Source organism: Coprococcus sp. HPP0074 (assembly GCF_964238105.1).
GTDB classification, from domain to species: Bacteria; Bacillota; Clostridia; order Lachnospirales; family Lachnospiraceae; genus Faecalimonas; species Faecalimonas umbilicata.
Genome location: NZ_CAXSKS010000002.1, coordinates 335,809 through 356,145 on the forward strand (window position 1 = coordinate 335,809; position 20,337 = coordinate 356,145).

A 20,337-nucleotide genomic window follows, 5' to 3' on the forward strand; every position below is an offset into this window, starting at 1 on the left:
ACTCTCACCCTTTCTTTTCCTTCTGCTACTTACCATATCACATGTTCAACATCATTCTGCCTTAAAGATAAATTTCATTATATAGAGGAACTTCTTCTCTGTAAATATCTTTTTGCAATTTCCATTCAGAAATTCTTGTACTTTCCCCGGTTCTTTATTATAATGATAATGAATAATCATTATCATTAACACAATTACAAAAGGAGAAACATGATCCTATGCAGTTAAAACAAGGAAAAGATAACACGACTTACATTGTAGAGGCGATGGATCTCGAACTTCCACTGGAACGTCGGCTGGAAGCACTTGGTCTGACCCCCGGAACCCGCATCACTATTTTAAATAATCAAAAACGTGGCTCCATGACTGTAAAGTTCCGCGGCACAAGATTTGCTGTCGGAAAGCGGATTGCAGACCATATCACAGTAAAGGAGGCAGCTTCCCATGAGTAAAACGATCAATGTCGGATTCATCGGCAACCCAAACTGTGGGAAAACCACACTTTTTAATGCCTTTACCGGGGCGAACCTCAAGGTGGCAAACTGGCCTGGCGTCACGGTCGAGAAAAAAGAAGGCTATACAACTTATGAGGGAGAACAGTTCAAACTGGTAGATCTCCCGGGAATTTACAGTCTAACTTCCTATACAATGGAAGAAAAAGTTTCACGCGAATGCATCATGAGCGATGAGATTGACGTCATTGTGGACGTAGTAGATGCCTCGTGTCTCGAGCGCAACCTGTATTTGACGCTTCAGCTGATCGAGCTTGGGAAACCGGTCATTCTTGCGCTGAACATGATGGACATCGTCGAAGAACGTGGAATGGAAATTGATCTGCACAGACTTCCGGAAATGCTCGGCATTCCTGCCATTCCGGTTTCTGCACGAAAAAAAAGCGGGCTCTCTGTTCTGATGCACGCAGTATCCCATCATGCAGACCATGCGATCCAGAATCCTCTGATTCATCATCATCACGACAAACAGAGCCGGCATGAACACAATCATCATACAGAATATGCGATGGTCTATTCAGATGCGCTTGAAGATAAGATTGATGTGATCATGGATGCACTCGCCTGCTCCTACCCAACGCTTGAAAACCCTCGATGGCATGCAATCAAACTCCTTGAGAAAGATGAATCTGTCACAGCGGCCTTTCCTCTTCCAGATCTTGAGAAGATCATCGACCGCAGCTATGAACAGGAGATCATCAATCAAAAATACGATTTTATCGAGGAGATCATTCAGGAGATATTGGTCAACAAATCAGAAAAAGAAGCTTTTACCGAGAAATTAGACCACTTTCTCACACACAGGATCTGGGGACTTCCGCTCTTTCTCGGAATTATGGCACTTGTCTTTCTGCTGACCTTTACCGTCGGCGACTGGCTCAAAGGATATTTTGAAATCTTTCTGGAATCCTTCTCGGCAGCAGTGACAAGCGGACTTACCTCCCTACATGTAGGCGACATGATGATTTCCCTAGTTGTAGATGGTATCATCTCCGGTGTCGGCGGAATTCTGACTTTCCTGCCAAACATTTTCATCCTGTTTCTCGCGCTTGCCTTTTTGGAAGACAGCGGCTACATGGCTCGTGTCGCCTTCGTCATGGATGATATTATGGGACATCTCGGACTTTCCGGACGTGCTTTCATTCCGCTTCTGCTCGGATTTGGATGTTCTGTTCCTGCTGTCATGGCCTCCCGTGCACTGGAACACCGCAAAGACCGGTTGAAAACTATTTTGATCACACCGTTTATGTCGTGCAGTGCAAGACTTCCAATCTATGTATTGTTTTCGCAGATGTTCTTTCCAAAACATGCGATGCTTGTATCTTACTCTATGTATCTGCTCGGAATCATCGTTGCGATCACTACTGCTTTTGTCTTATCCAAATTAGATGGAAGCAAAGCCGAACATGCACTTTTAATCGAACTTCCGGAATATAAGTCTCCAAATGCCAGAACAATCGCAATCTATGTTTGGGAGAAAGTAAAGGACTACCTCACGAAAGCCGGAACAGTCATCTTTGTTGCTTCCGTTATCTTATGGGGATTATTAAACTTTGGTCCTTCCGGATATGTAACAGATATTTCAAACAGCTTTGGATCTATCATCGGGAAAGCAGCTGTTCCTCTCTTTGCACCAGTCGGACTCGGATACTGGCAGATTGTCGTTGCCCTGATTGCAGGAATTGCAGCAAAAGAAGTCGTTGTATCAAGCTGCAGCGTTTTATTTGGGGTACAAAACATTACAACTACAGATGGTATGAGTACCATGGTTGCAACACTCGGCGCTCTTGGATTCGGGGCAGCAAATGCCTATGCACTGATGGTATTTTGCCTTCTTTATATCCCGTGTACTGCTACCATCGCAACGATCAACCGGGAAGTAGAGAGCAAAAAACTGACAGCACTGATCATTTTCTTCCAGTTTGCTGTCGCATGGGTTATGAGCTTCCTCGTATACCATATCGGACTGTTATTTTAATTTTTCAAAAATATGGAAATTTTCTAGATAGGTGTAGTTGAAATGACAGTCCATCTGATAAGATCAGATGGGCATGCTCCACAGATGGTATAAGATTCCAGCACAGAGAAATGGTCCAAATGCAACAACTGAATTTCGTTTGATCTTACCATTTGCCATCCCGGCAAGAATATAGATCCCACATAGAATAATGGCAGCAGTCAGGGAATACAGGCTTTTTACAGGCCCCAGCAAACTTCCCACTGCTGCCATTAATTTGATATCTCCTCCTCCAAAGGCTCCTGGACTTAAAATCGTAATCAGCACAAGCACCCCACTGGCAGAACACACTCCGGAAATCACATAAAAAAGAAGTCTTCCCCATTCACCTTGATCCAGGCAAAAGAATAACTGCATGAGACAATAACAGAACAATATTGTGACATCCTGATTGAAAATCTTCTGTTCTTTCCAGTCTGTAACTGCAATTTTGGTCAGCATCCCTGTGATGATCATTTGATTAAAAAACTTCATCGTCCCTCCTTGCAAACGATTGATCTGACTTTCCGAACAAAAGCTTTATTTATTCAAATAATGGAGCTCGATCGGATCGATCGGATCGATCGGATTCTCCTCTTTTCCTTTTACTTTTCTTTTATAATATTTCAAAAGCCCTCCGCCTTTGTTATAAATCCAAAAAGAATACGTGAGAAGTTTTCCAGCCTTTCCCATCTTTTCTTTTGTCGTCTTATTATAGAGTGTTCCACCTGCTTCTAAAGGACCTTTCTTACGGATCAAAGAAATCAGCTCTGTCTCACAAGTAACCCTCTCCGGAAGAATGGTCGCTCCTTTTCCGACACATTCTGGCTTGTGGGCATCACTGCCTCCGATTCCCGGCTTCTGATACTTCTGCGAAAGCCGCAGTGCTCCCTCATTTGACTCCACCGATTCGCACGCATTAAACGCTTCCATAAAATCAAACCGCTTGATCAGTTCCGGATTCTTAAAATATCGTTTCGTATTCGTAAAACTCAAATATTTTCCTCCGCACGGGTGTGCCGGTCCCAAAATTCCACCATTTCGATGTACAAAATCAATCAAGACTGCTGCCGGAAGTCCTCTCATCTCCAGCATCCGCATCTTAACTCCTTCCGGCATGATTACAATAATATGTCCCGCATCACTTGTATCATATTCAATTCCTTTCAGGACAACAAAATCTGTATGTTTTTTCCCTTTGATATGTTCCTTCCAGTATCGGTACCCCTTGTATGTGTTGTGATCCGTGATCAACATCCCGTCAAAACCTTTCTCTTTCAACAGGGTAATATATTCTTCCAGACTTACCTTACTATCCACAGAACCTTCTTTTACGTGACAATGCATATCAATCTTCATAAGCCTGCCTCCTTGTCTTACTATCTACTTTTATTATACCCTTTTTTCTGTAAAGTTCAATGATAGAACAAAAATATTAGAAAGATTAAAAAATTAAAAAATCAGGATAAACTGTTCTGTCTTTTCCCAATTTATCCTGATTCTTATTAATATTTTTATTGGTTGAATGTTATGTTCCTCACTCGCATCCTAATTGATCACAACTCCACTCTATCGCACCATATTCTGATACTGTTCCGCAATATTCAACACATGATCGCCGATTCTTTCAAAGTCTGTCAACAGTTCCGAGAACAGAATTCCCGCCTCTGCATTGCAGGATCCTGACTTCATTCTCTCAATCTGTTTCTTAAGGTACATTTCTTCAAGATCATCGATCTTTTGCTCATTCCGCGCAGCCTTCTCAAGAAATTCCTTTCTGCTTCCATTGTGCATACTGATATCTGCCAGCGCTTTCTCGCAAATTTTCTTCATCTGTCTTACTTCCTCCAAAGCTTCTTGTGACAGATGGATTCCCCATTCGTTCAGATTCTTTGCATATCCTAAAATATTCATTGCATGATCTCCGATCCGCTCAATATTGCCTACAATAATATAGTAACTACTCATACTCTTAGATCCTGCAACCGACTTTTCTCCGGACATCTGGCGAACAATGTATTTTGAAATTTCTGCATTCAGATAATCAATATACTCTTCTCTCTCTTTTAAAGAATCCCATGCTCCTAAATTTCCAGTCAAGACTGCATCGTAACTTTCCTCTATATTTTGAGCAACCATTCCGCGCATCCGATCCACTTCCTGCTCCAATTCTGAGAGCGCAAGAGCCTCATTTCCTACTGAATAGCTGTTTTCAAATACTTTGATATGTTTGAGTCCTCGTTCTTCTATTGTCTCTTCTTTTCCCTCCGGAAGGATCAATACTGCCAATTTTGCCATATAAGTTCCAACTGGAAGTAAGATCAGTGTTGTCACAATATTAAAGATTGTATGAACATTTGCAATCTGAGCTACCGTGTTGCCCGGCGAAAGTGCCTCCACCCATGACACAAACGGTGTCAGCATACTGATAAATGTAAATAAGATCGAACCAAAAATATTGAACATCAAATGGATCACGGTCGCGCGCTTTGCATTTGTCTTTGTACCGATAGATGCCAGAACTGCTGTAATACAAGTTCCGATATTCTGTCCAAATAATACATAAACAGCACTTGACAGCGGAATCACACCTGTCCCTGCCAATGCCTGTAAAATTCCTACCGAAGCAGAGGAAGACTGGATGACCGCCGTAAAGATTGCTCCTACTAAAATACCTACAACCGGATTACTTGCTTTTGTCATAAAGTTGACAAATGTCTCGGACTGCTGGAGCGGCTGCATTGCATCTCCCATCATTCCCATACCGATGAACAACACTCCAAGTCCGGCGAAAATCTCACTGATATGGCGTACTCGTTCATTCTTCACAAATGTAATCGCTGCGACACCTCCAAATGCGATCAGCGGTGCGATTGCTCCGATGTCAAGTGCGATCAGCTGTCCTGTGATCGTTGTACCGATATTGGCTCCCATAATCACCCAGACTGCCTGATTCAGTGTCATCAGACCCGAATTGACAAATCCCACCACCATAACAGTTGTAGCAGATGAAGACTGAATCACGGCTGTGATCACAGCCCCAACTACGACACCTTTGATCCTATTGGATGTCAGCTTCTCCAAAATACTTTTCATCTTATTGCCCGCTGCCGTCTCGAGCCCATTACTCATCATCTGCATTCCGTATAGAAACAGCGCCAAACCTCCAAGCAACATTAAAATATCTTCCATTCTCATTTCTTTTGTTTCCTCCGAATATATCTCATTTCTTTTCTCCAGACATTTCTAAAATGCCTGCAAATCTCTTTTCCTATCTATTCATCGGAATCCTGATTTTTCCATCTCCCAAATGTATGATCTCCATCCGCGTCTGATGATACCAGACTTTTCTCTTCTGAACCCCTATAATATCGGGAATCACCCAGACACTGCACATGGACCATAAAAGAACTCCTGTGAGCCATTGTTGTAATGGTATATATTGTTGTAAAAAACTTCCTTCATTGCTTTTCTTCTGTTTCATATCTTTGGTACAGAGTACCGCCCGGTACAAGCTGGCATCAAAGACTTCCTTCTGCTCCATCCACACACTCTGTACAAAAGACTGACCATGCTTTGCCGGATATGCCGACATGTTTCTGACACTTCTCGCCTCTACATTTATTTCCACAAAAAAAAGCAATGACAAAAAGAAAATTGTCAAAACAGCTTTTGTTCTTTTCTTCATGGCACTGCCTCCCTGTCACTGACTCTCTATGATTCTCTATGACTTCTGTAATTCAAGAGTATCATAATTAATTTCACACTGTCAATTACAAGTTAAATCGATGTAAAATTTTAGTAAATGTGTAGATTTGTCTTTATAAAATCTGCTGCAAATCATTCATTTTTTCTACTTGTTTCCAAAGATAACCTTTTGTCTCTTCATCCGGAAGTGTCAGATCCGGTATCATAACTACCCGGCAGCCTGCCCCATACGCCGATTTCACTCCATTAGGGGAATCTTCCACAGCCACACATGCTTCTGCTTTCACCCCAATCTGATCGCAGGCATACAGATAAATATCCGGCATTGGCTTCCCGTTCTCTACCATATTGGCACAGACAATCCGGTCAAACATTTCTGTAATTCCAATTTCATCCAGATATGCTTCTGCCCGTTCTCGATCCGTCGCAGTTGCCACTGCGAGTTTGTATCCTTTTTCCCTTAAATAGTTCAAAGTCTCTTTGACTCCCGGCTTGATCTCCACCCCATTCTTTGCCAAATGCTCCGCCATGATTTCTTTTCTTCTCTCCCTCACAGCAACGTAATCAAATGTCTCCCCATATATTCCTTTTAACCACGGCTCTGCAAATTTTCCCGAAAAACTGCGAATCATCAATGCATGCTCTCTCTTCATCGGCATTCCCAATTCTTCCGCTGCCTGACACCAATATTTCACAAGATATTTTTCCGTATTGATCAACACGCCATCCATATCAAATATAACTGCTTTTATCATCGTTCCTTCTCCTGCTCTCATTTTTACATAGTAAGAGTAGGTATCAATCACTTTGCTAATCAATACCTACTCTTACTTTGATTCTTCAATCATTCATTTTACCTCATTTTCTGAATACTGTGTAGTCTTAATCCTTCTTTTCTTTCGATAATGCGTCATACAAATCTTCTATTCATACAGCACACCATCCAAAAATCTGAATCTTAACTGATACATAGCTTCCATTCTTTTGTGTCTGACTTTCTGATCTTCTTTCGGGTATACATCCAACTTTTTATCATTTGTCAGATTTTCTTACTCTTTCTGGTGGTCCGTACCTCCTTATCTTAGATTGTGCAAACATCTTTGCTTCTACTATTATATAACTCCGTCCGTTAAAGTTATATCCGTTCCACATAAGAAATAAAAATAATGACAGGTCTTTCAATTTCCTTTCTGTTTCTTATTTATATTTGTTATGTTTATGACTATATAATAACATACTTTTCAGATTTGTCAATACTTTTTTCAGATTTTTCGAATTTATTTTCTATTTTTTCTATTTTTATAGTTTTTCTTTCATTGTTTTCTATTAAAAAGGACATATCTGCTAAAATCACTTTGCAGATACGTCCCACATTCTAAAAAGGAACTGCTCCTGTATCGATTCCATTGATCACGTAGTACACCGCATTTTCCTCTGGTTTTACATAAAGTGTCATTGTCTTGATCTCACCGATCCGACGTCCAGATTTTGTCCACGCTTTTTTCACTGCCGCGATCATATCTTTTTCTTCTACCTGTTTTCCCTTGTATTCTACTACTACAGAAGTCTTCATCTCCTTTTTCGGAGCTGCTTTTTTTACTGCTTTCTTCTCTTCTGTCTTCTTTTCTTCCACGGCATCTTTTTTCTCTACTGTCTCAACTGCTTTTTCCTCTACTGTCTCTTCCTCTGTTGCCATCACAACTTCTTCTGCACTCTGTACTGCAGCTTCCGTTGCTTTTTTTGCAGTCGCTTTTCTCTGTTCTGTATTGTTCTTATTGTTCATTTTTCTTGCTGCTTTTCTTGCTACCATTTTGATTTCCTCCTAATACATATCTAGCGACATTTTTACAACAAAATTTATTATAGCACAGGTTTTTCCACTTGTCATCTATTCCTCAAATTCTACGAGAAGATAAAATCCTCTGTCATTTTGCTGAATTTCCCGGATAATCCCTTCTCTGGATTGAATCCTGGCATTGCTTCTGTAAATACCAGACATTGCCACCGCCGGCTCCACTACATAGCTGTACAGACTTCCATTGACCCTCTCCGTCACTTTCACTTTCTGACCTTCTTCCACAAGTCCTTGCCGTTCCATCTTGAATTTTTCCTGTCTCATAACCACTTTTCCTTTCTGTTCTTGTCTAACGTCAGATCAACCTCTTTCTCTCCCATTTTCCAGTCAGATATCTCGCAAAGGATATGATGTAGTTTGTCATCCATCCAAGCGGAACCGCATACCACACTGCCTGAACGCCCCAGAGCGGCGCACAAATAAAGGCAATACTCACGCGGACTGCAAGATTGCAGAGATTAGCAAGTGTAAATACAACCACATCTCCTGAACCTCGCAACACCCCATCCGTCAGCGCTTTCAGCCCAATACATACAAAGAAATATGCGATAAAAGACAGATACGAACTTCCTGTCTGAAATGCAAGAGAGCTTTCATTGCCTCCCACAAACATGGAAATAATCTGCTTTTTCAGCAGAAGTAATGTCACACAGATTACTACTGCAAATGCAAATACAATCCCGTGTGCTATCCGATATCCTTTCTTTACATGATCGGTCTGTCCTGCGCCGATATTTTGGGCAGTAAAAGTAGAAATAGCATTTCCCATTGCAATCATCGGCACAATGCAGATGGACTCAATCCTCATCCCCGCGGAATATCCTGCCACAACGGATGATCCAAATCCATTCACAACTGACTGCACAAGTAACATTCCGATAGATACGATTGACTGCTGAATAATGGAAGGAATTGCTATTTTTACCATATTTCCAAGAATTTTCATATCGTATTTTTTCGGAGTATCCTCCCCCTCATATTCTTTCAGTCTGCGGAGCAGGATCCAAAAGGAAAGCACCGAGGCAATTCCCTGGGCAAACACGGTTGCCACTGCCACTCCCGCGACTCCCTTCTGGAATACAATTACCGCCACAAGATCCAACGCAATGTTCAGTACTGTAGAAAACATCAACAAATACAGCGGGATATTTGATTTTCCCAGCGCATTGAAGATTGACGAAAGTACGTTGTACATAAATAAAAATGGAAGCCCCATAAAATAAATATTCAGATACAACACAGCATCTTCCAAAATGTTTGCCGGCGTCTTTAACGAAGACAAAATCGCCCTGTTCGCAAACAATCCAAACCCTGCAAGTATCACACTGATTGCAAGAAATGTCAAAAGTGCGGTAGAAATTGCGGTCTGCATCTTCGTATATTCCTTCGCCCCGAGATATTGGGAAATAATGACTGAGGCTCCTACCCCGCCTCCAATGGCGATCATAATGAACACGGTCGTCAATGAGTACGAGGCGCCAACGGCTGCAAGTGCATCTTCCCCGACAAATCTGCCGACAATCACAGAGTCCGCCATATTGTAAAACTGCTGGAGCAGATTTCCCAGGATCATAGGCACCGCAAAAAATATCAGCGCCCTCCCAGGATGTTTTCCGAGCATATCAAACTTTTCCATCTGTTTTCTTTTTTTCTGTTCTGTTTCTTTCTGCATGTTTCCTCCTACACTACCAATTCCGCCTGACTTCCCTGGTTTGTTTTATGAATATAAATTTTTTTATCAATACGCTTTCTAAGTTCTTCCACATGGGAAATAATACCGATCAGGCACTTTCCTTTTGACATTTGATTCAAAGTGCGAATTGCCTGCTCCAGTGTATCCGCATCCAGAGAACCGAACCCTTCATCAATAAACATAGTCTCCAGCTTCACCCCTCCATTATGCTGCTGCACAATATCAGACAGTCCCAACGCCATCGCCAGAGATGCTACAAATGACTCTCCGCCGGACAGTGTCCGCACATCTCGGTTTTTCGCAGTTCGGTAATCATAAACAAACAGATCCAACCCTCTGTTTCCCACAGTTTTTTCCCCGCGTTTCAACTCAAACTGCTGATGCATCATCATGGTCAGTCGCTTATTTGCCTGCGCAATGATCTGGTCAAAATATACCCCTTGAATGTACGTCTCAAATTTGTAATTTCCATTTGCCGCTGCATGGATCCGACGAATCTGGACAAACGCTTCCTCCGCCTGTCCCAGCTCTTTTTCCCGCTTTTCCAGTTTTCGGACACACTCCGCATTTTTATCGGACCGAAGTAAGTAAACCTCATACGCTTCGTGGAACTGTGCACAAGCTTCCTTCATAAAAGCTTCCTTCTCTGCTCTCTCCCCTTCCTGTTCTGTTCCGGATAAGATTTCCAACCGGAAGAGCTCTTTCTCCTGTTCCTTCAAGAGATTTTGCAGACGATCTCCTTCTTCTTTCGCCACCCGAAGTTGTCCTTCTGTCTTATCCGCCAATTCTTTCGATGCCAAATACTGCTTCTGTGTAGCTTCGGTATCTCTTCGGATTTTCTCCAGCGTTTTGATACACGCAGTAAGCTGGGACTCCAACTGCTCTTTCGCGGATGTCACCTGCTTTTCCATCACTTCCAGTGTGCTTTTATCAGACAAATACTTTCCAAGCAGCCGCTCTCTGTCTTCCTGCAGCTGTTTTTGTCTCTCTTCCTGTCCTTTTTGCCTTGCTTCAATCATTTCCAGCTGTGCGTTCCATGCCTCTTGTTTTTCTTTTTGCTTCTCTAATTCCTCATGTTCCTTCGTTAACTCTTCTATCCGGTTTGTGATTTTTTCAGTAAGCTGCTCTAGATATTCCGCAATCTCTTCAAATCTTTTCGTCTCCCACGATGCTTTTGACAATTCACTCAAACGCTGTCTCAGATGATTTTTCTCGGTTTCCACCGCCGCCTCTGTTCTCTGAATCTGTTCTTGTGTATGATCGCAGGCTTCCTTTGCCCGCTCAAGTTCTTTCTGCGCCCGCTTCACTTCCTCCGCAGTCGGCACACCACTCACCCTTCCTGCCGGAGATGGATGAGAAATAGAACCACAAACAGGGCAAGGACTTCCATCTATCAATTCTGCTGCAAAAATTCCCGCCATATGCGCCCTGCTCTTCGTATCCAATTCATTGTACTTCTGATTTGCCTCATCTTTCCTGCAAAGTTCTCCTAGCAATCGTTTGCGAACTTTTCCTAACTCTGTCTCCTTCTTGTAGATTTCTTCCTGCATGTATCGAAGGCGTTTTAAAATTTCTTCCTGCGCCTTCCACTGCTCTCTGCGCTGTCTGTTTTGTTCCTGACGGATTGGAAGTGTTTCCCACAATTTCAACTGTTCTATAATCTTCTTCTTTTCTTCTGCCATCTTTTCCGCTGATAGTTTTTCCTGCTGGATCTGTGCTTCCTTGTTCTTCCAGTCTGCCTCGCTTTTTTTACAGTTGCTTCTAATCATTTCTAATTTTCCATGGATCTCTAGCTGCTTCTGAATCTGATCTTTCTCTGCGATCCACGGTGTCTGATCGATACCTGCCGCTTGCTGATAAGCTTCCTGTGCAGACTGTACCTGCACGGCCAGACGCTCCCTCTCCTGAAAAAACTTCTCACAGTCTTCTTGATTTCTCCTCTGGCGTCCTTTTTCTCTGTCATAATCCTGCAGTTTTGTCAGATGCTCTCTCATACGTTCTTCCGCAGCACGAAGTTTTTTTAATTCTGCTACATCAGTGGCATTGACTACTTTCAGATCACGAATAATCTCGTCTAGCACTTCCAGTCTTCTTTCCTTCACATTCCTTTTTAAGCGCTCCCAACATTCTTCTGCCTCTGGCTGCTTCTTCTCACAAGTTTCTTCCTCCGGAAGCCGTATTTCTCCTAATTGCTCCTCTGCCCCTTGTCGGAGGCTTTCGTATCTCCGTTTCCTATCAAGATAAGTTGCAGAAATCTTTTCCTGAAGATCAAAGAAAATCTGTGTATTAAAAATAGTCCGGAAAATCTTTTCCCGCTCTTTTGTCTCTGCATGCAGCAATTTCAAAAAATCTCCCTGTGCAAGCATGGCAATTTGTCTGAACTGTTCTAGTGAGATTCCAAGCAATTCCCGTATCTTCCCAGGAAATAGGATAGTTCCTCCCTTTGTCTCCCCATCGATATCTTTTGCCGTCTTTAACCGAGTTCCATCTGGAAGTAGCATCTCCACCGTGGCAGCAGTCTTTGTCGCATATCCATCCCGAAAATATGCAGGAGAGCGCGTGATCGTATATTGCTCATTCTGGTGTTCAAATGTCAGGCTCACATACGTTTTGTTTTTCGCATCTGCATAATCACTTCGCAGCATCTCTGGCTTCCGCCTTTTATTTCCGCTGCTGGTCTCCCCATAAAGCGCATAGGAAATGGCATCAAAAATCGTTGTCTTCCCCGCACCGGTATCTCCCGTGATCAGAACAAGTCCGCTCGTCCCAAACTGCTCAAACGGAATCGTCGTCTCTTCCAGATAAGTTCCAAATGCATTCATCGTCAGTGTGATCGGTCTCATTATCAGCTTTCTCCTCCCTCTAAAAGTTCTCTCATCATCTGCTCCACAAGCATCTGGTCTTCTTCCGCCAGCTTCTCCCCGCTTCGCTCTTCAAAAAACTCCGCAAACAACTCCATCGGCGAGCGGTCTGCAATCTGCTCTGCATTTTTGATCCCTTCTAAAGCGGCACGCATCCTTCCTTCAAATTCTACTGTCAGCAGGTTCGGATATTTCACTCGAAGTCTTGGTACTACATCCACCTGATCTTCCCCGTCAGTCAGTACTACCTTCACATACTCTTCGCACCCTTCTCCACCAAGAACCTCCTGCAATGATCCAGATACTGTACAAAGTCCATGGCGTGGATGGATTGCAAGTGTATCCACCACAATCTCTTTTCCTTGTTCGATTGTGAGCATTGTCACTGATTTTTCGCCCTCATTTTTATCAAATGAGTACGGGAATAATGTCCCGCAGTACCGGATAGTCTCCCGTTTTACTTTTTGTGCCCGGTGAAGATGTCCAAGAGCCACATAGTCAAACAGATCAAATGCATCGGCACCGATATTGTCAAGCCCTCCAACCATCACAGTCTCCGACTCAGAAGAAACTGCCCCGGTAATAAACTGATGAGCGACAAGAACATTCACAGCCTCCGGGTTGACATCTACATGAGAAAGAACTGTTCGCACCGCCCGGTCATAACTGTCAATCTCTTCCTCCGGATAATACGGACGCACATCAAATGGCTTTATATAAGGAAGTAAATAAACAGAAACTTTCTGCCCATCCTTGTTGAGTTCTACCGGCTCCAGTTTCCCGTCAAAAATCCCCTTGATAAAAATATTTTCTTTCTGTAAAATCCGGCTTGCAAAATGGATCCGCTCAGACGAATCGTGATTTCCGCTGATCAAAAAGACGGAAATCCCCCGGTCAGCCAGTTCACTTAAAAAAGTGTCAAATACTTTTACCGCCTCTGCCGACGGCACTGCCTTATCATAGATATCTCCCGCGATCAGGATTCCATCCGGCATATGAAGATCCACAAGCGCAAGTACTTGTGCCAGGACAATTTTCTGTTCCTCCAGAAGATTGACCTCATGCAGAATTTTTCCGATATGTAAATCTGATATATGAAATAATTTCATCTTTTGCCACTCCATTTTCCTCATACTTATTACACATACTTATTATTTTGCCCATTCTATTATATTGGATTTTTCTTGCAGTTACAACTGTTGTCTGCACTTCTCCCTTACTGACTTCTCAAAATATTCTATTCTGATCAGATCACAACCGTCCCTATCTGCAACTGATTTATAATCTCTGCTTATTATTTCTCTTTAAAAATAATTATCCATTTCCCAGCATCCCCCTTTGCTTTCCTTTCTGAATCGTGCTAAACTTATTCTGTCAATGAAACATATTTCAAATTTACACATAGAAAAGGAGACGAACACATGGGAGGATTTTTTGGTGTTGCCGCAAAATCAAACTGTACGCTTGATTTATTCTACGGTGTTGACTACCACTCACATTTAGGAACACGACGGGGAGGAATGGCTACTTTTGGTCCAAGCGGTTTCAGCAGAGCCATTCACAATATCGAGAACTCACCATTCCGTACAAAATTTGAACGAGATGTAGAAGAATTACAGGGAAATTTAGGAATTGGCTGTATCTCTGATTTCGAACCGCAGCCGCTTCTAATCCAGTCTCATCTCGGAAGCTTCGCGATCACAACGGTCGGCAAAATTAATAATATGGACGAACTTTTAGACAAAGTGTATGCCCATGGACATACACATTTCCAGGAGATGAGCGGCGGACAGATCAACGCAACTGAATTGATCGCTTCCCTGATCTGTCAGAAAGATTCTCTTGTAGAAGGAATCCAGTATGTACAGGAAATCGTAGACGGCTCTATGACACTGCTTCTGATGACAAAAGACGGTTTGTATGCCGCAAGAGACAGACGCGGGCGTACTCCGCTTGTCGTAGGACATAAGAAAGATGCCTACTGTGTCTCCTTTGAAAGTTTCGCATATATCAATCTCGGCTACAGCGACTACAAAGAATTAGGACCTGCTGAGATCGTTTACATCACACCGGATAGTGTCGAGACTGTCAGTGAACCAAAAGAAGATATGAAGATCTGTTCTTTCCTTTGGGTTTACTATGGATACCCGACCTCTTCCTACGAAGGCGTCAATGTAGAAGAAATGCGTTACAAATGCGGTGGAATGCTTGCAAAACGTGATGCACTTGACGATGTCAGACCAGATGTTGTCGCCGGAGTTCCAGATTCCGGAATTGCCCATGCCATCGGCTATGCCAATGAATCCGGTATTCCATTTGCCCGTCCGTTTATCAAATATACACCGACTTGGCCGCGTTCTTTTATGCCGCAAAATCAAGAACAGCGAAATCTGATTGCCCGCATGAAACTGATCCCGGTACAGTCTCTGATCGAAGACAAGAGTCTCCTTCTGATCGATGACTCCATTGTGCGCGGAACTCAACTTCGTGAGACAACAGAATTTCTTTACAATAGTGGGGCAAAAGAAGTCCATGTACGCCCTGCCTGCCCGCCACTCTTATTCGGCTGTAAATATTTAAATTTCTCTCGCTCCAAATCCGAACTGGATCTGATCACAAGACGTGTGATCCAAGAGAAAGAAGGCGATGATGCACAGAAATATTTAAGCGAATATGCAGATCCAAACAGTCAGCGCTATGCCGACATGCTGGAAGCGATCCGCAAAGAACAAAACTTTACTACACTCCGCTATCACAGACTGGATGATCTGATTGCATCCATCGGGCTGTCTCCTTGTAAAGTATGTACTTACTGCTTTAACGGAGTAGAATAGTCACAGAAAATTTTAAAGAACAAAAGAATTTTCTTTCTATTTTCTTTTGGACTTGTTATAATGAAGAGCGTGCACAGATCCTCTGGCACGCTCTTAGTTTGTTCAAAAAAATTTAGATAGATAAGGTGGTTAGATTATGAATAAAAAAGAAGTATCCGAAATCAAAAAGCAATTTACGCCGGACAACTGCGCGATCACCCGCATCTGTGGCTGCTATGTCGACGGCGAAAAAAATAAAAAAACACAATTAAAAGAAGCATTTCTCTCTCTTCCTGAAGAAGAAATCTTCAAATATTTTGAACTATTTCGTAAGACACTGTCCGGCACGATTGGAAAAAATCTGCTCAACATGGAATTCCCTCTCTCTGCGGAAAATGCGGGAGGAACTCAGGATTTTCTCCTGAAACTTCGTGCCAGCCAACTGACCGATGATGCGCTTCTGGATACATTCTACGACCGGATCATCGAATCTTACAACTATGGCGAGAACTACCTGATCCTTGTCATTCACGCCGCCTATGACATTCCGGGAAAATCCAGTGATGGGAGCGAAATGTTCGATGCCTCCGATGAAGTATATGAATATCTGCTCTGCAGCATCTGTCCGGTAAAACTGTCTAAACCAGGGCTTAGTTACCATGCAGAAGATAACACCTTTGGCGAACGCGTCCGCGACTGGATCGTAGAAATGCCGGATGTCGGATTTCTATTTCCTGCCTTTAATGACCGGAGCACCGACCTGCACAGCATTCTTTATTACGCCAAAAATGCCGAAGAACTCCGTGCTTCTCTTGTAGAAAATCTACTCGGTGCCATTCTTCCATTATCTGCCGGAGGACAGAAAGAAACTTTCCAGACACTGATCGAAGAAACACTCGGAGAAGAACGTGACTATGAAGTGGTCAAAAATATCCACGAGAATCTCTATGAAATGCTTGAAGAAAAGAAAGATTCCCCGGAACCGGTTACCCTTGACAAAACAGAAGTAAAAAAACTTTTTGCCCACAGTGGTGTGACCGAAGAACATTTGGAAGACTTTGACCGGAACTTTGAACAGGCAACTTCATCTTCCTCGTCCGAACAGCCATCTTTTCTTGCAACTAACATTGTCAATACAAGAAAGTTTGAGATCCGCACCCCAGATGTTGTGATCAATGTCAACCCGGAACGTTCCGACCTGGTCGAAACAAGAATTATTGATGGGCGCCGCTGCATCGTGATTGGTATCGATGACCATGTGGAGATCAATGGAATTTCCGTTAAGGCAGTTGCCAAAAATCAAAATGAAATTTTTTAATAAATACTCATTTTACAAAGAAAAGTATTCTGATTAATTTTATCTATCTGCTTTTCAGAAAAAGACCAGTCAGAATCCGATTTACCTGACTGGTCTTTCATTGTTCAAAGTAGATTTTCTATTTTTTTCATCAAACAAGATTTCAAACTCTTTTAAGATTTTATATATATACTTTTATTAGTATTTATCTATTATCCTATTTTCATATCCATTGAAATAAAAAACCATTATATTTTCTTTTGAAAATATGCCGACATTCTTCCTTCTTCCTCAAATACTTCTTTCCTCTCAAATCCATTTTTCTCCAGTACCCGGATAGAGGCTACATTATTTAAAAATGTAAATGCTCCAACAGTCTCTGGCTGGAACTTTTCGGAGATTTTTTCCTTTACTTCTGCCGCAGTTTTTCCATCATCTTAGTATAATTTTTCCGTTCATGCGGAAACATGCACTGGCTACAATCTTTCACACCTTTTTCTGTGTATCTGAAATTTCCACCACACTCTGCTCCTTTTAAGTACAGTGGGCAGAAACAAAACAGACAGTTAAAATTGTCCGGATCGTCTGTCTTATGACATGGGAAATACTCACATTGCTTATGGGAAAAAAATTTATAAAATTCTGACATAGTTTCTCCTTTTTCTTCTGTTTACCTGATTTGTTTTCGTTATCTTCTCTCTTCACTCCACTCTAATATAACTCCTGTGTTAGCGTCAATCTCAAATTCGTATTCTCTCTGATTGTAGATGATGTCCCCTTCATATTTATACTGTCCATCATCGTTGTCAAGTTCCATCCGGATATCAGACTCTGTCGCCCCCGGAACTCTTTCTAATGCCGTTTGCATTGCCTGTTCCTGGCTGACCGCCACATTTGCTCCTGCGCTTTGTGACTGATTATTTTGCGTATTATTCTGCTGTCCATTTTGTGCTGCCTGTGCAGATTCGTTCCCCTGCGTATCCTTATCTTGTGCTGCCGTATTGGAAGCGACACTTTCTGTATCAGCAGTTAAGATTGTCCCGTCTTCCGCTGCGATTTCATAATCGTATTCTGTTCCATTTGCATCGAATTGAATTTCATAGATCATTCTTCCGTCATCTCTGTCTTTCGATGTTTTTAGTCTTGTCGCTTCCTCCTTCGTCACACCCGCATCTTGAAGTGCCGCTTCCAGTGCTGCATCTTTTCCAATGTCCTTTCCACCTGTGAACCCACATCCCGTGGTTGCTCCTAATACACTGATTGCTACGATTCCTGCTGCCATATATTTTTTCATCATATCTGTTTTCTCCTTTTCTTCTTTTTTTCTTTCTTGTTTCTTACTTTGTATCTGAATCATACAGTAGAAACATTAAAAGAACATTAGAAAATACTTAAAAAGGAATATAAAATGTAAATCTGCTTCCTTCCCCTTCTCTGCTCTCAACAGACACTCTGCCACCGTGCGCTTCGGCAATCCATTTTACCATAGAAAGTCCAAGCCCAAAATGGCTTCCATCTGTGCGCGAAGTGTCTGCACGGTAAAAGCGTTCCCAGATATGTTCCATGTCATGCACAGAAATCCCAATTCCATTATCTTCCACGATTCCGACTACATTTTCTTCCTTTACCTGCAAAGAAATTTTTACAATCCCACCTTCTCTTCCATAAAAAACAGCATTGGATACGAGATTGACAACCATCCGGATATAGAAACTTTCATCCACTTGTGCATAAATATCCGGAGTAATCTCAGTTCTGACCGTAATTTCTTTTTCCTCTGCGATCATCTGCTGTTCTTCCGCAATGATCTGTGTCAGTTCACTGAGATTTACCCTCTCTTTATTCAACTTCTGCCTTCCTTCATCTGCCCGGGATAACAAAAGCAGGCTGGAAATCAGCCCCGCCATCTCTCTCGCCTTTTTTGCAATCAGCTCAATCTGCTCTCTCTGTCTGTCCGTCAATGTTTCCTCGGAAAGACATGCATCACACTGTGCCAGCATTACACTCACCGGAGTGCGCAGTTCATGAGAAACATCGGAAGTAAACCGCTTTTCTCTTTGAAATACCATTTCCAGCTGTTCCAGCATCCCGTCAAAGGTCTGTGCCAAATGGTAGATTTCATCTTTACTTTCTTTTTGCTCCTCTGTCAGCCCTACTCGTTTGGACAGATCTGCATCCGATTGGATCTGCCGGACCGTGTCTGTCATTTTTTTTACTGGGAGCAATGCCCTTTTCGTAAACTGATAACCCAAAAATGCTGCTGCCAATGTGAAAAGCGGGAGCAGGATCACTGCAAACCGCATCGTAATCTGAAAGCTTTCTTCTGCATCATTGATGGACGCCATCCCCCTCACATAAACATTCTGCCCGTTTTCCAGCCGATACAACACATCATACAAATACCATTTCTGCTTATTCTCTTTGATCTCACGCATAGTTCCATCTTCAAGCGCATAGGCATTCTCGATTCCATACGGAACTTTTCCATATAGAAAATACCCGCTTTCATCGTACAGAGACAGATAAATCCCCTTTTCTACAGAATAAAAATCATTGTCTACTTCCAGCCTGCCATCTTCTATTTCAATCTCCTCAACACTCTTTTGCACAGAGTTCTCCAGCTGATTTTTCACAGAAGCCAGCACTTTTCTGCCACTCATAGAGAATAAAATTCCAAGTGTGGTGCAGGTAATCAAAAGCAGGAATGTTGTGTAGAACAATGTCAGTCTTGCTTTTAATGTCCATCGCTTCATACTTTCTCCTTCAGCACATATCCGGCGCCACGAACTGTATGGATCAATTTTTCCTTGAACGGTTCGTCAATCTTTTTTCGCAGATAGCGAATGTATACATCAATCACATTAGAACCGCCCGCATAATCATAATTCCACAAGTGCTGCTCCAATTTTTCCCGCGACAATACAATTCCTTTGTTCTGAATCATATAGCGCAGCAAGGCAAACTCCTTGCCGGACAGCTGGATTTCCTTCCCATCCCGAAATACTTGATGCGTATCTACATGAACTTCCAAATCGCCTTCTCTATAACACGAATCCTCTGATTTCTCAGGCCGCCTCAAAAGTACCCGGATCCTTGCAAGTAATTCCTCAAATGCAAATGGCTTCACGAGATAATCATTGGCACCTGCATCCAATCCCCGCACCCGGTCCTCAACACTGTCTTTTGCCGTCAAAAGAAGCACCGGGACATGTTTATTTTTCTGGCGAATTTCCCGAAGTACCGATAGCCCATCCTTTTTTGGCATCATAATATCAAGAATTACGACATCATACTCTGCCCCTGCAAGATAATCAAGAGCTGCCTCCCCATCCATACAGGAATCCACACTATAATGCTGTGCCATCAGCCGCTGCGCCAGAATCTTATTTAAATCTCTTTCATCCTCTGCAATCAAAATCCGCATCTCGTTTTCTTCCTTCTTTCTGCTTCTTTTGGTAAATTATAACACAGCTGCCTGTTTTCGTCATTTTCTTTTCCCTTATATTTTTTCTATACTCTCCACACATCGGGTAGGAGGTAAATAATTATTTTATTTACCGTCCTCCCACACCACCGTACATACGGTTCCGTATACGGCGGTT

The 20,337-nt window shown here is 42.5% G+C and carries 19 protein-coding genes; 4 read left to right on the plus strand and 15 right to left on the minus strand.

The genetic code is table 11. The annotated features are described in order from the left end of the window. Positions 1-218 precede the first annotated feature (218 nt). On the plus strand, positions 219-452 hold the full coding sequence (locus ACESPO_RS04235; RefSeq protein ID WP_008976299.1) for a FeoA family protein: 234 nt from the start codon (positions 219-221) through the stop codon (positions 450-452). Further along, a complete protein-coding gene (feoB, locus tag ACESPO_RS04240; RefSeq protein ID WP_008976300.1) occupies positions 445-2,490 on the plus strand; it encodes a ferrous iron transport protein B in 2,046 nt (681 codons plus the stop codon). Before ACESPO_RS04235 ends, feoB begins: the two co-directional genes overlap by 8 nt. Before the next feature lie 63 nt (positions 2,491-2,553). Here feoB and ACESPO_RS04245 read toward each other — a convergent pair whose 3' ends face one another. From ACESPO_RS04245 to ACESPO_RS04295, 11 genes are all read right to left on the minus strand, one after another. Then, positions 2,554-3,003, minus strand: a complete 450-nt coding sequence (locus ACESPO_RS04245; RefSeq protein WP_009262801.1) for a prepilin peptidase — start codon at positions 3,001-3,003, stop codon at positions 2,554-2,556. A 45-nt stretch (positions 3,004-3,048) separates the two neighbouring features. Beyond that, entirely contained in the window at positions 3,049-3,867 is an 819-nt protein-coding gene (locus tag ACESPO_RS04250; RefSeq protein ID WP_008976302.1) for a PHP domain-containing protein, read from the minus strand. 210 nt (positions 3,868-4,077) lie between these two features. After that, positions 4,078-5,706: a Na/Pi cotransporter family protein gene (locus tag ACESPO_RS04255; protein ID WP_336304746.1), complete on the minus strand. Its 1,629-nt coding sequence runs from the start codon at positions 5,704-5,706 to the stop codon at positions 4,078-4,080. A 73-nt stretch (positions 5,707-5,779) separates the two neighbouring features. Beyond that, positions 5,780-6,196 carry a hypothetical protein gene (locus ACESPO_RS04260; protein WP_499788514.1) on the minus strand — a complete coding sequence of 139 codons (417 nt, stop codon included), beginning with the start codon at positions 6,194-6,196 and terminating at the stop codon, positions 5,780-5,782. 133 nt (positions 6,197-6,329) lie between these two features. Then, positions 6,330-6,971: an HAD family hydrolase gene (locus ACESPO_RS04265; protein WP_016440144.1), complete on the minus strand. Its 642-nt coding sequence runs from the start codon at positions 6,969-6,971 to the stop codon at positions 6,330-6,332. Between the two features lie 467 nt (positions 6,972-7,438). Next, positions 7,439-7,570 carry a hypothetical protein gene (locus ACESPO_RS04270; RefSeq protein ID WP_270456742.1) on the minus strand — a complete coding sequence of 44 codons (132 nt, stop codon included), beginning with the start codon at positions 7,568-7,570 and terminating at the stop codon, positions 7,439-7,441. A gap of 21 nt (positions 7,571-7,591) precedes the next feature. Next, positions 7,592-8,026, minus strand: a complete 435-nt coding sequence (locus ACESPO_RS04275; RefSeq protein ID WP_336304744.1) for a DUF6465 family protein — start codon at positions 8,024-8,026, stop codon at positions 7,592-7,594. A 78-nt stretch (positions 8,027-8,104) separates the two neighbouring features. Beyond that, positions 8,105-8,335 (minus strand): hypothetical protein, encoded by a 231-nt coding sequence (locus ACESPO_RS04280; RefSeq protein ID WP_008976307.1) that lies wholly within the window; start codon positions 8,333-8,335, stop codon positions 8,105-8,107. Between the two features lie 31 nt (positions 8,336-8,366). Then, positions 8,367-9,743, minus strand: a complete 1,377-nt coding sequence (locus ACESPO_RS04285) for an MATE family efflux transporter (protein WP_499788515.1) — start codon at positions 9,741-9,743, stop codon at positions 8,367-8,369. Positions 9,744-9,751: 8 nt separating this feature from the next. Then, positions 9,752-12,607, minus strand: coding sequence for an AAA family ATPase (locus tag ACESPO_RS04290; protein WP_336304742.1), 2,856 nt, complete (start codon positions 12,605-12,607; stop codon positions 9,752-9,754). Positions 12,608-12,609: 2 nt separating this feature from the next. After that, the gene (locus ACESPO_RS04295) at positions 12,610-13,734 is read right to left on the minus strand and encodes an exonuclease SbcCD subunit D (RefSeq protein ID WP_009262808.1); all 1,125 of its coding nucleotides are present in this window, start codon (positions 13,732-13,734) and stop codon (positions 12,610-12,612) included. Between the two features lie 312 nt (positions 13,735-14,046). Between ACESPO_RS04295 and ACESPO_RS04300 the strand changes: the two genes are divergently transcribed. Both ACESPO_RS04300 and ACESPO_RS04305 read left to right on the plus strand, forming a co-directional pair. Continuing rightward, positions 14,047-15,459 (plus strand): amidophosphoribosyltransferase, encoded by a 1,413-nt coding sequence (locus ACESPO_RS04300; RefSeq protein WP_008976311.1) that lies wholly within the window; start codon positions 14,047-14,049, stop codon positions 15,457-15,459. Positions 15,460-15,595: 136 nt separating this feature from the next. After that, complete coding sequence (locus tag ACESPO_RS04305; protein ID WP_499788516.1) at positions 15,596-16,756, plus strand: DUF4317 domain-containing protein; 1,161 nt, start codon at positions 15,596-15,598, stop codon at positions 16,754-16,756. A gap of 388 nt (positions 16,757-17,144) precedes the next feature. Here the strand turns inward: ACESPO_RS04305 and ACESPO_RS04310 are convergent, their stop codons facing one another. From ACESPO_RS04310 to ACESPO_RS04325, 4 genes are all read right to left on the minus strand, one after another. After that, entirely contained in the window at positions 17,145-17,384 is a 240-nt protein-coding gene (locus ACESPO_RS04310; RefSeq protein WP_008976314.1) for a cysteine-rich small domain-containing protein, read from the minus strand. A gap of 39 nt (positions 17,385-17,423) precedes the next feature. Further along, positions 17,424-18,032, minus strand: coding sequence for a PepSY domain-containing protein (locus ACESPO_RS04315; protein WP_336304740.1), 609 nt, complete (start codon positions 18,030-18,032; stop codon positions 17,424-17,426). 94 nt (positions 18,033-18,126) lie between these two features. Then, on the minus strand, positions 18,127-19,488 hold the full coding sequence (locus ACESPO_RS04320) for a sensor histidine kinase (RefSeq protein WP_336304739.1): 1,362 nt from the start codon (positions 19,486-19,488) through the stop codon (positions 18,127-18,129). Continuing rightward, positions 19,485-20,159: a response regulator transcription factor gene (locus ACESPO_RS04325; RefSeq protein ID WP_336304738.1), complete on the minus strand. Its 675-nt coding sequence runs from the start codon at positions 20,157-20,159 to the stop codon at positions 19,485-19,487. The genes ACESPO_RS04320 and ACESPO_RS04325 overlap by 4 nt, the downstream gene beginning before the upstream one ends. Between the last annotated feature and the right edge of the window lie 178 nt (positions 20,160-20,337).

What these genes read in the sequence shown, in the direction of transcription:
- ACESPO_RS04325 (WP_336304738.1), bottom strand. Translation starts at nt 20,159, where the DNA reads ATGCGGATTTTGATTGCAGAGGATGAAAGAGATTTAAATAAGATTCTG.
- ACESPO_RS04250 (WP_008976302.1), bottom strand. Translation starts at nt 3,867, where the DNA reads ATGAAGATTGATATGCATTGTCACGTAAAAGAAGGTTCTGTGGATAGT.
- ACESPO_RS04320 (WP_336304739.1), bottom strand. Translation starts at nt 19,488, where the DNA reads ATGAAGCGATGGACATTAAAAGCAAGACTGACATTGTTCTACACAACA.
- ACESPO_RS04275 (WP_336304744.1), bottom strand. Translation starts at nt 8,026, where the DNA reads ATGGTAGCAAGAAAAGCAGCAAGAAAAATGAACAATAAGAACAATACA.
- ACESPO_RS04315 (WP_336304740.1), bottom strand. Translation starts at nt 18,032, where the DNA reads ATGATGAAAAAATATATGGCAGCAGGAATCGTAGCAATCAGTGTATTA.
- ACESPO_RS04295 (WP_009262808.1), bottom strand. Translation starts at nt 13,734, where the DNA reads ATGAAATTATTTCATATATCAGATTTACATATCGGAAAAATTCTGCAT.
- feoB (WP_008976300.1), top strand. Translation starts at nt 445, where the DNA reads ATGAGTAAAACGATCAATGTCGGATTCATCGGCAACCCAAACTGTGGG.
- ACESPO_RS04310 (WP_008976314.1), bottom strand. Translation starts at nt 17,384, where the DNA reads ATGTCAGAATTTTATAAATTTTTTTCCCATAAGCAATGTGAGTATTTC.
- ACESPO_RS04245 (WP_009262801.1), bottom strand. Translation starts at nt 3,003, where the DNA reads ATGAAGTTTTTTAATCAAATGATCATCACAGGGATGCTGACCAAAATT.
- ACESPO_RS04290 (WP_336304742.1), bottom strand. Translation starts at nt 12,607, where the DNA reads ATGAGACCGATCACACTGACGATGAATGCATTTGGAACTTATCTGGAA.
- ACESPO_RS04255 (WP_336304746.1), bottom strand. Translation starts at nt 5,706, where the DNA reads ATGAGAATGGAAGATATTTTAATGTTGCTTGGAGGTTTGGCGCTGTTT.
- ACESPO_RS04280 (WP_008976307.1), bottom strand. Translation starts at nt 8,335, where the DNA reads ATGAGACAGGAAAAATTCAAGATGGAACGGCAAGGACTTGTGGAAGAA.
- ACESPO_RS04260 (WP_499788514.1), bottom strand. Translation starts at nt 6,196, where the DNA reads ATGAAGAAAAGAACAAAAGCTGTTTTGACAATTTTCTTTTTGTCATTG.
- ACESPO_RS04305 (WP_499788516.1), top strand. Translation starts at nt 15,596, where the DNA reads ATGAATAAAAAAGAAGTATCCGAAATCAAAAAGCAATTTACGCCGGAC.
- ACESPO_RS04285 (WP_499788515.1), bottom strand. Translation starts at nt 9,743, where the DNA reads ATGCAGAAAGAAACAGAACAGAAAAAAAGAAAACAGATGGAAAAGTTT.
- ACESPO_RS04235 (WP_008976299.1), top strand. Translation starts at nt 219, where the DNA reads ATGCAGTTAAAACAAGGAAAAGATAACACGACTTACATTGTAGAGGCG.
- ACESPO_RS04300 (WP_008976311.1), top strand. Translation starts at nt 14,047, where the DNA reads ATGGGAGGATTTTTTGGTGTTGCCGCAAAATCAAACTGTACGCTTGAT.
- ACESPO_RS04265 (WP_016440144.1), bottom strand. Translation starts at nt 6,971, where the DNA reads ATGATAAAAGCAGTTATATTTGATATGGATGGCGTGTTGATCAATACG.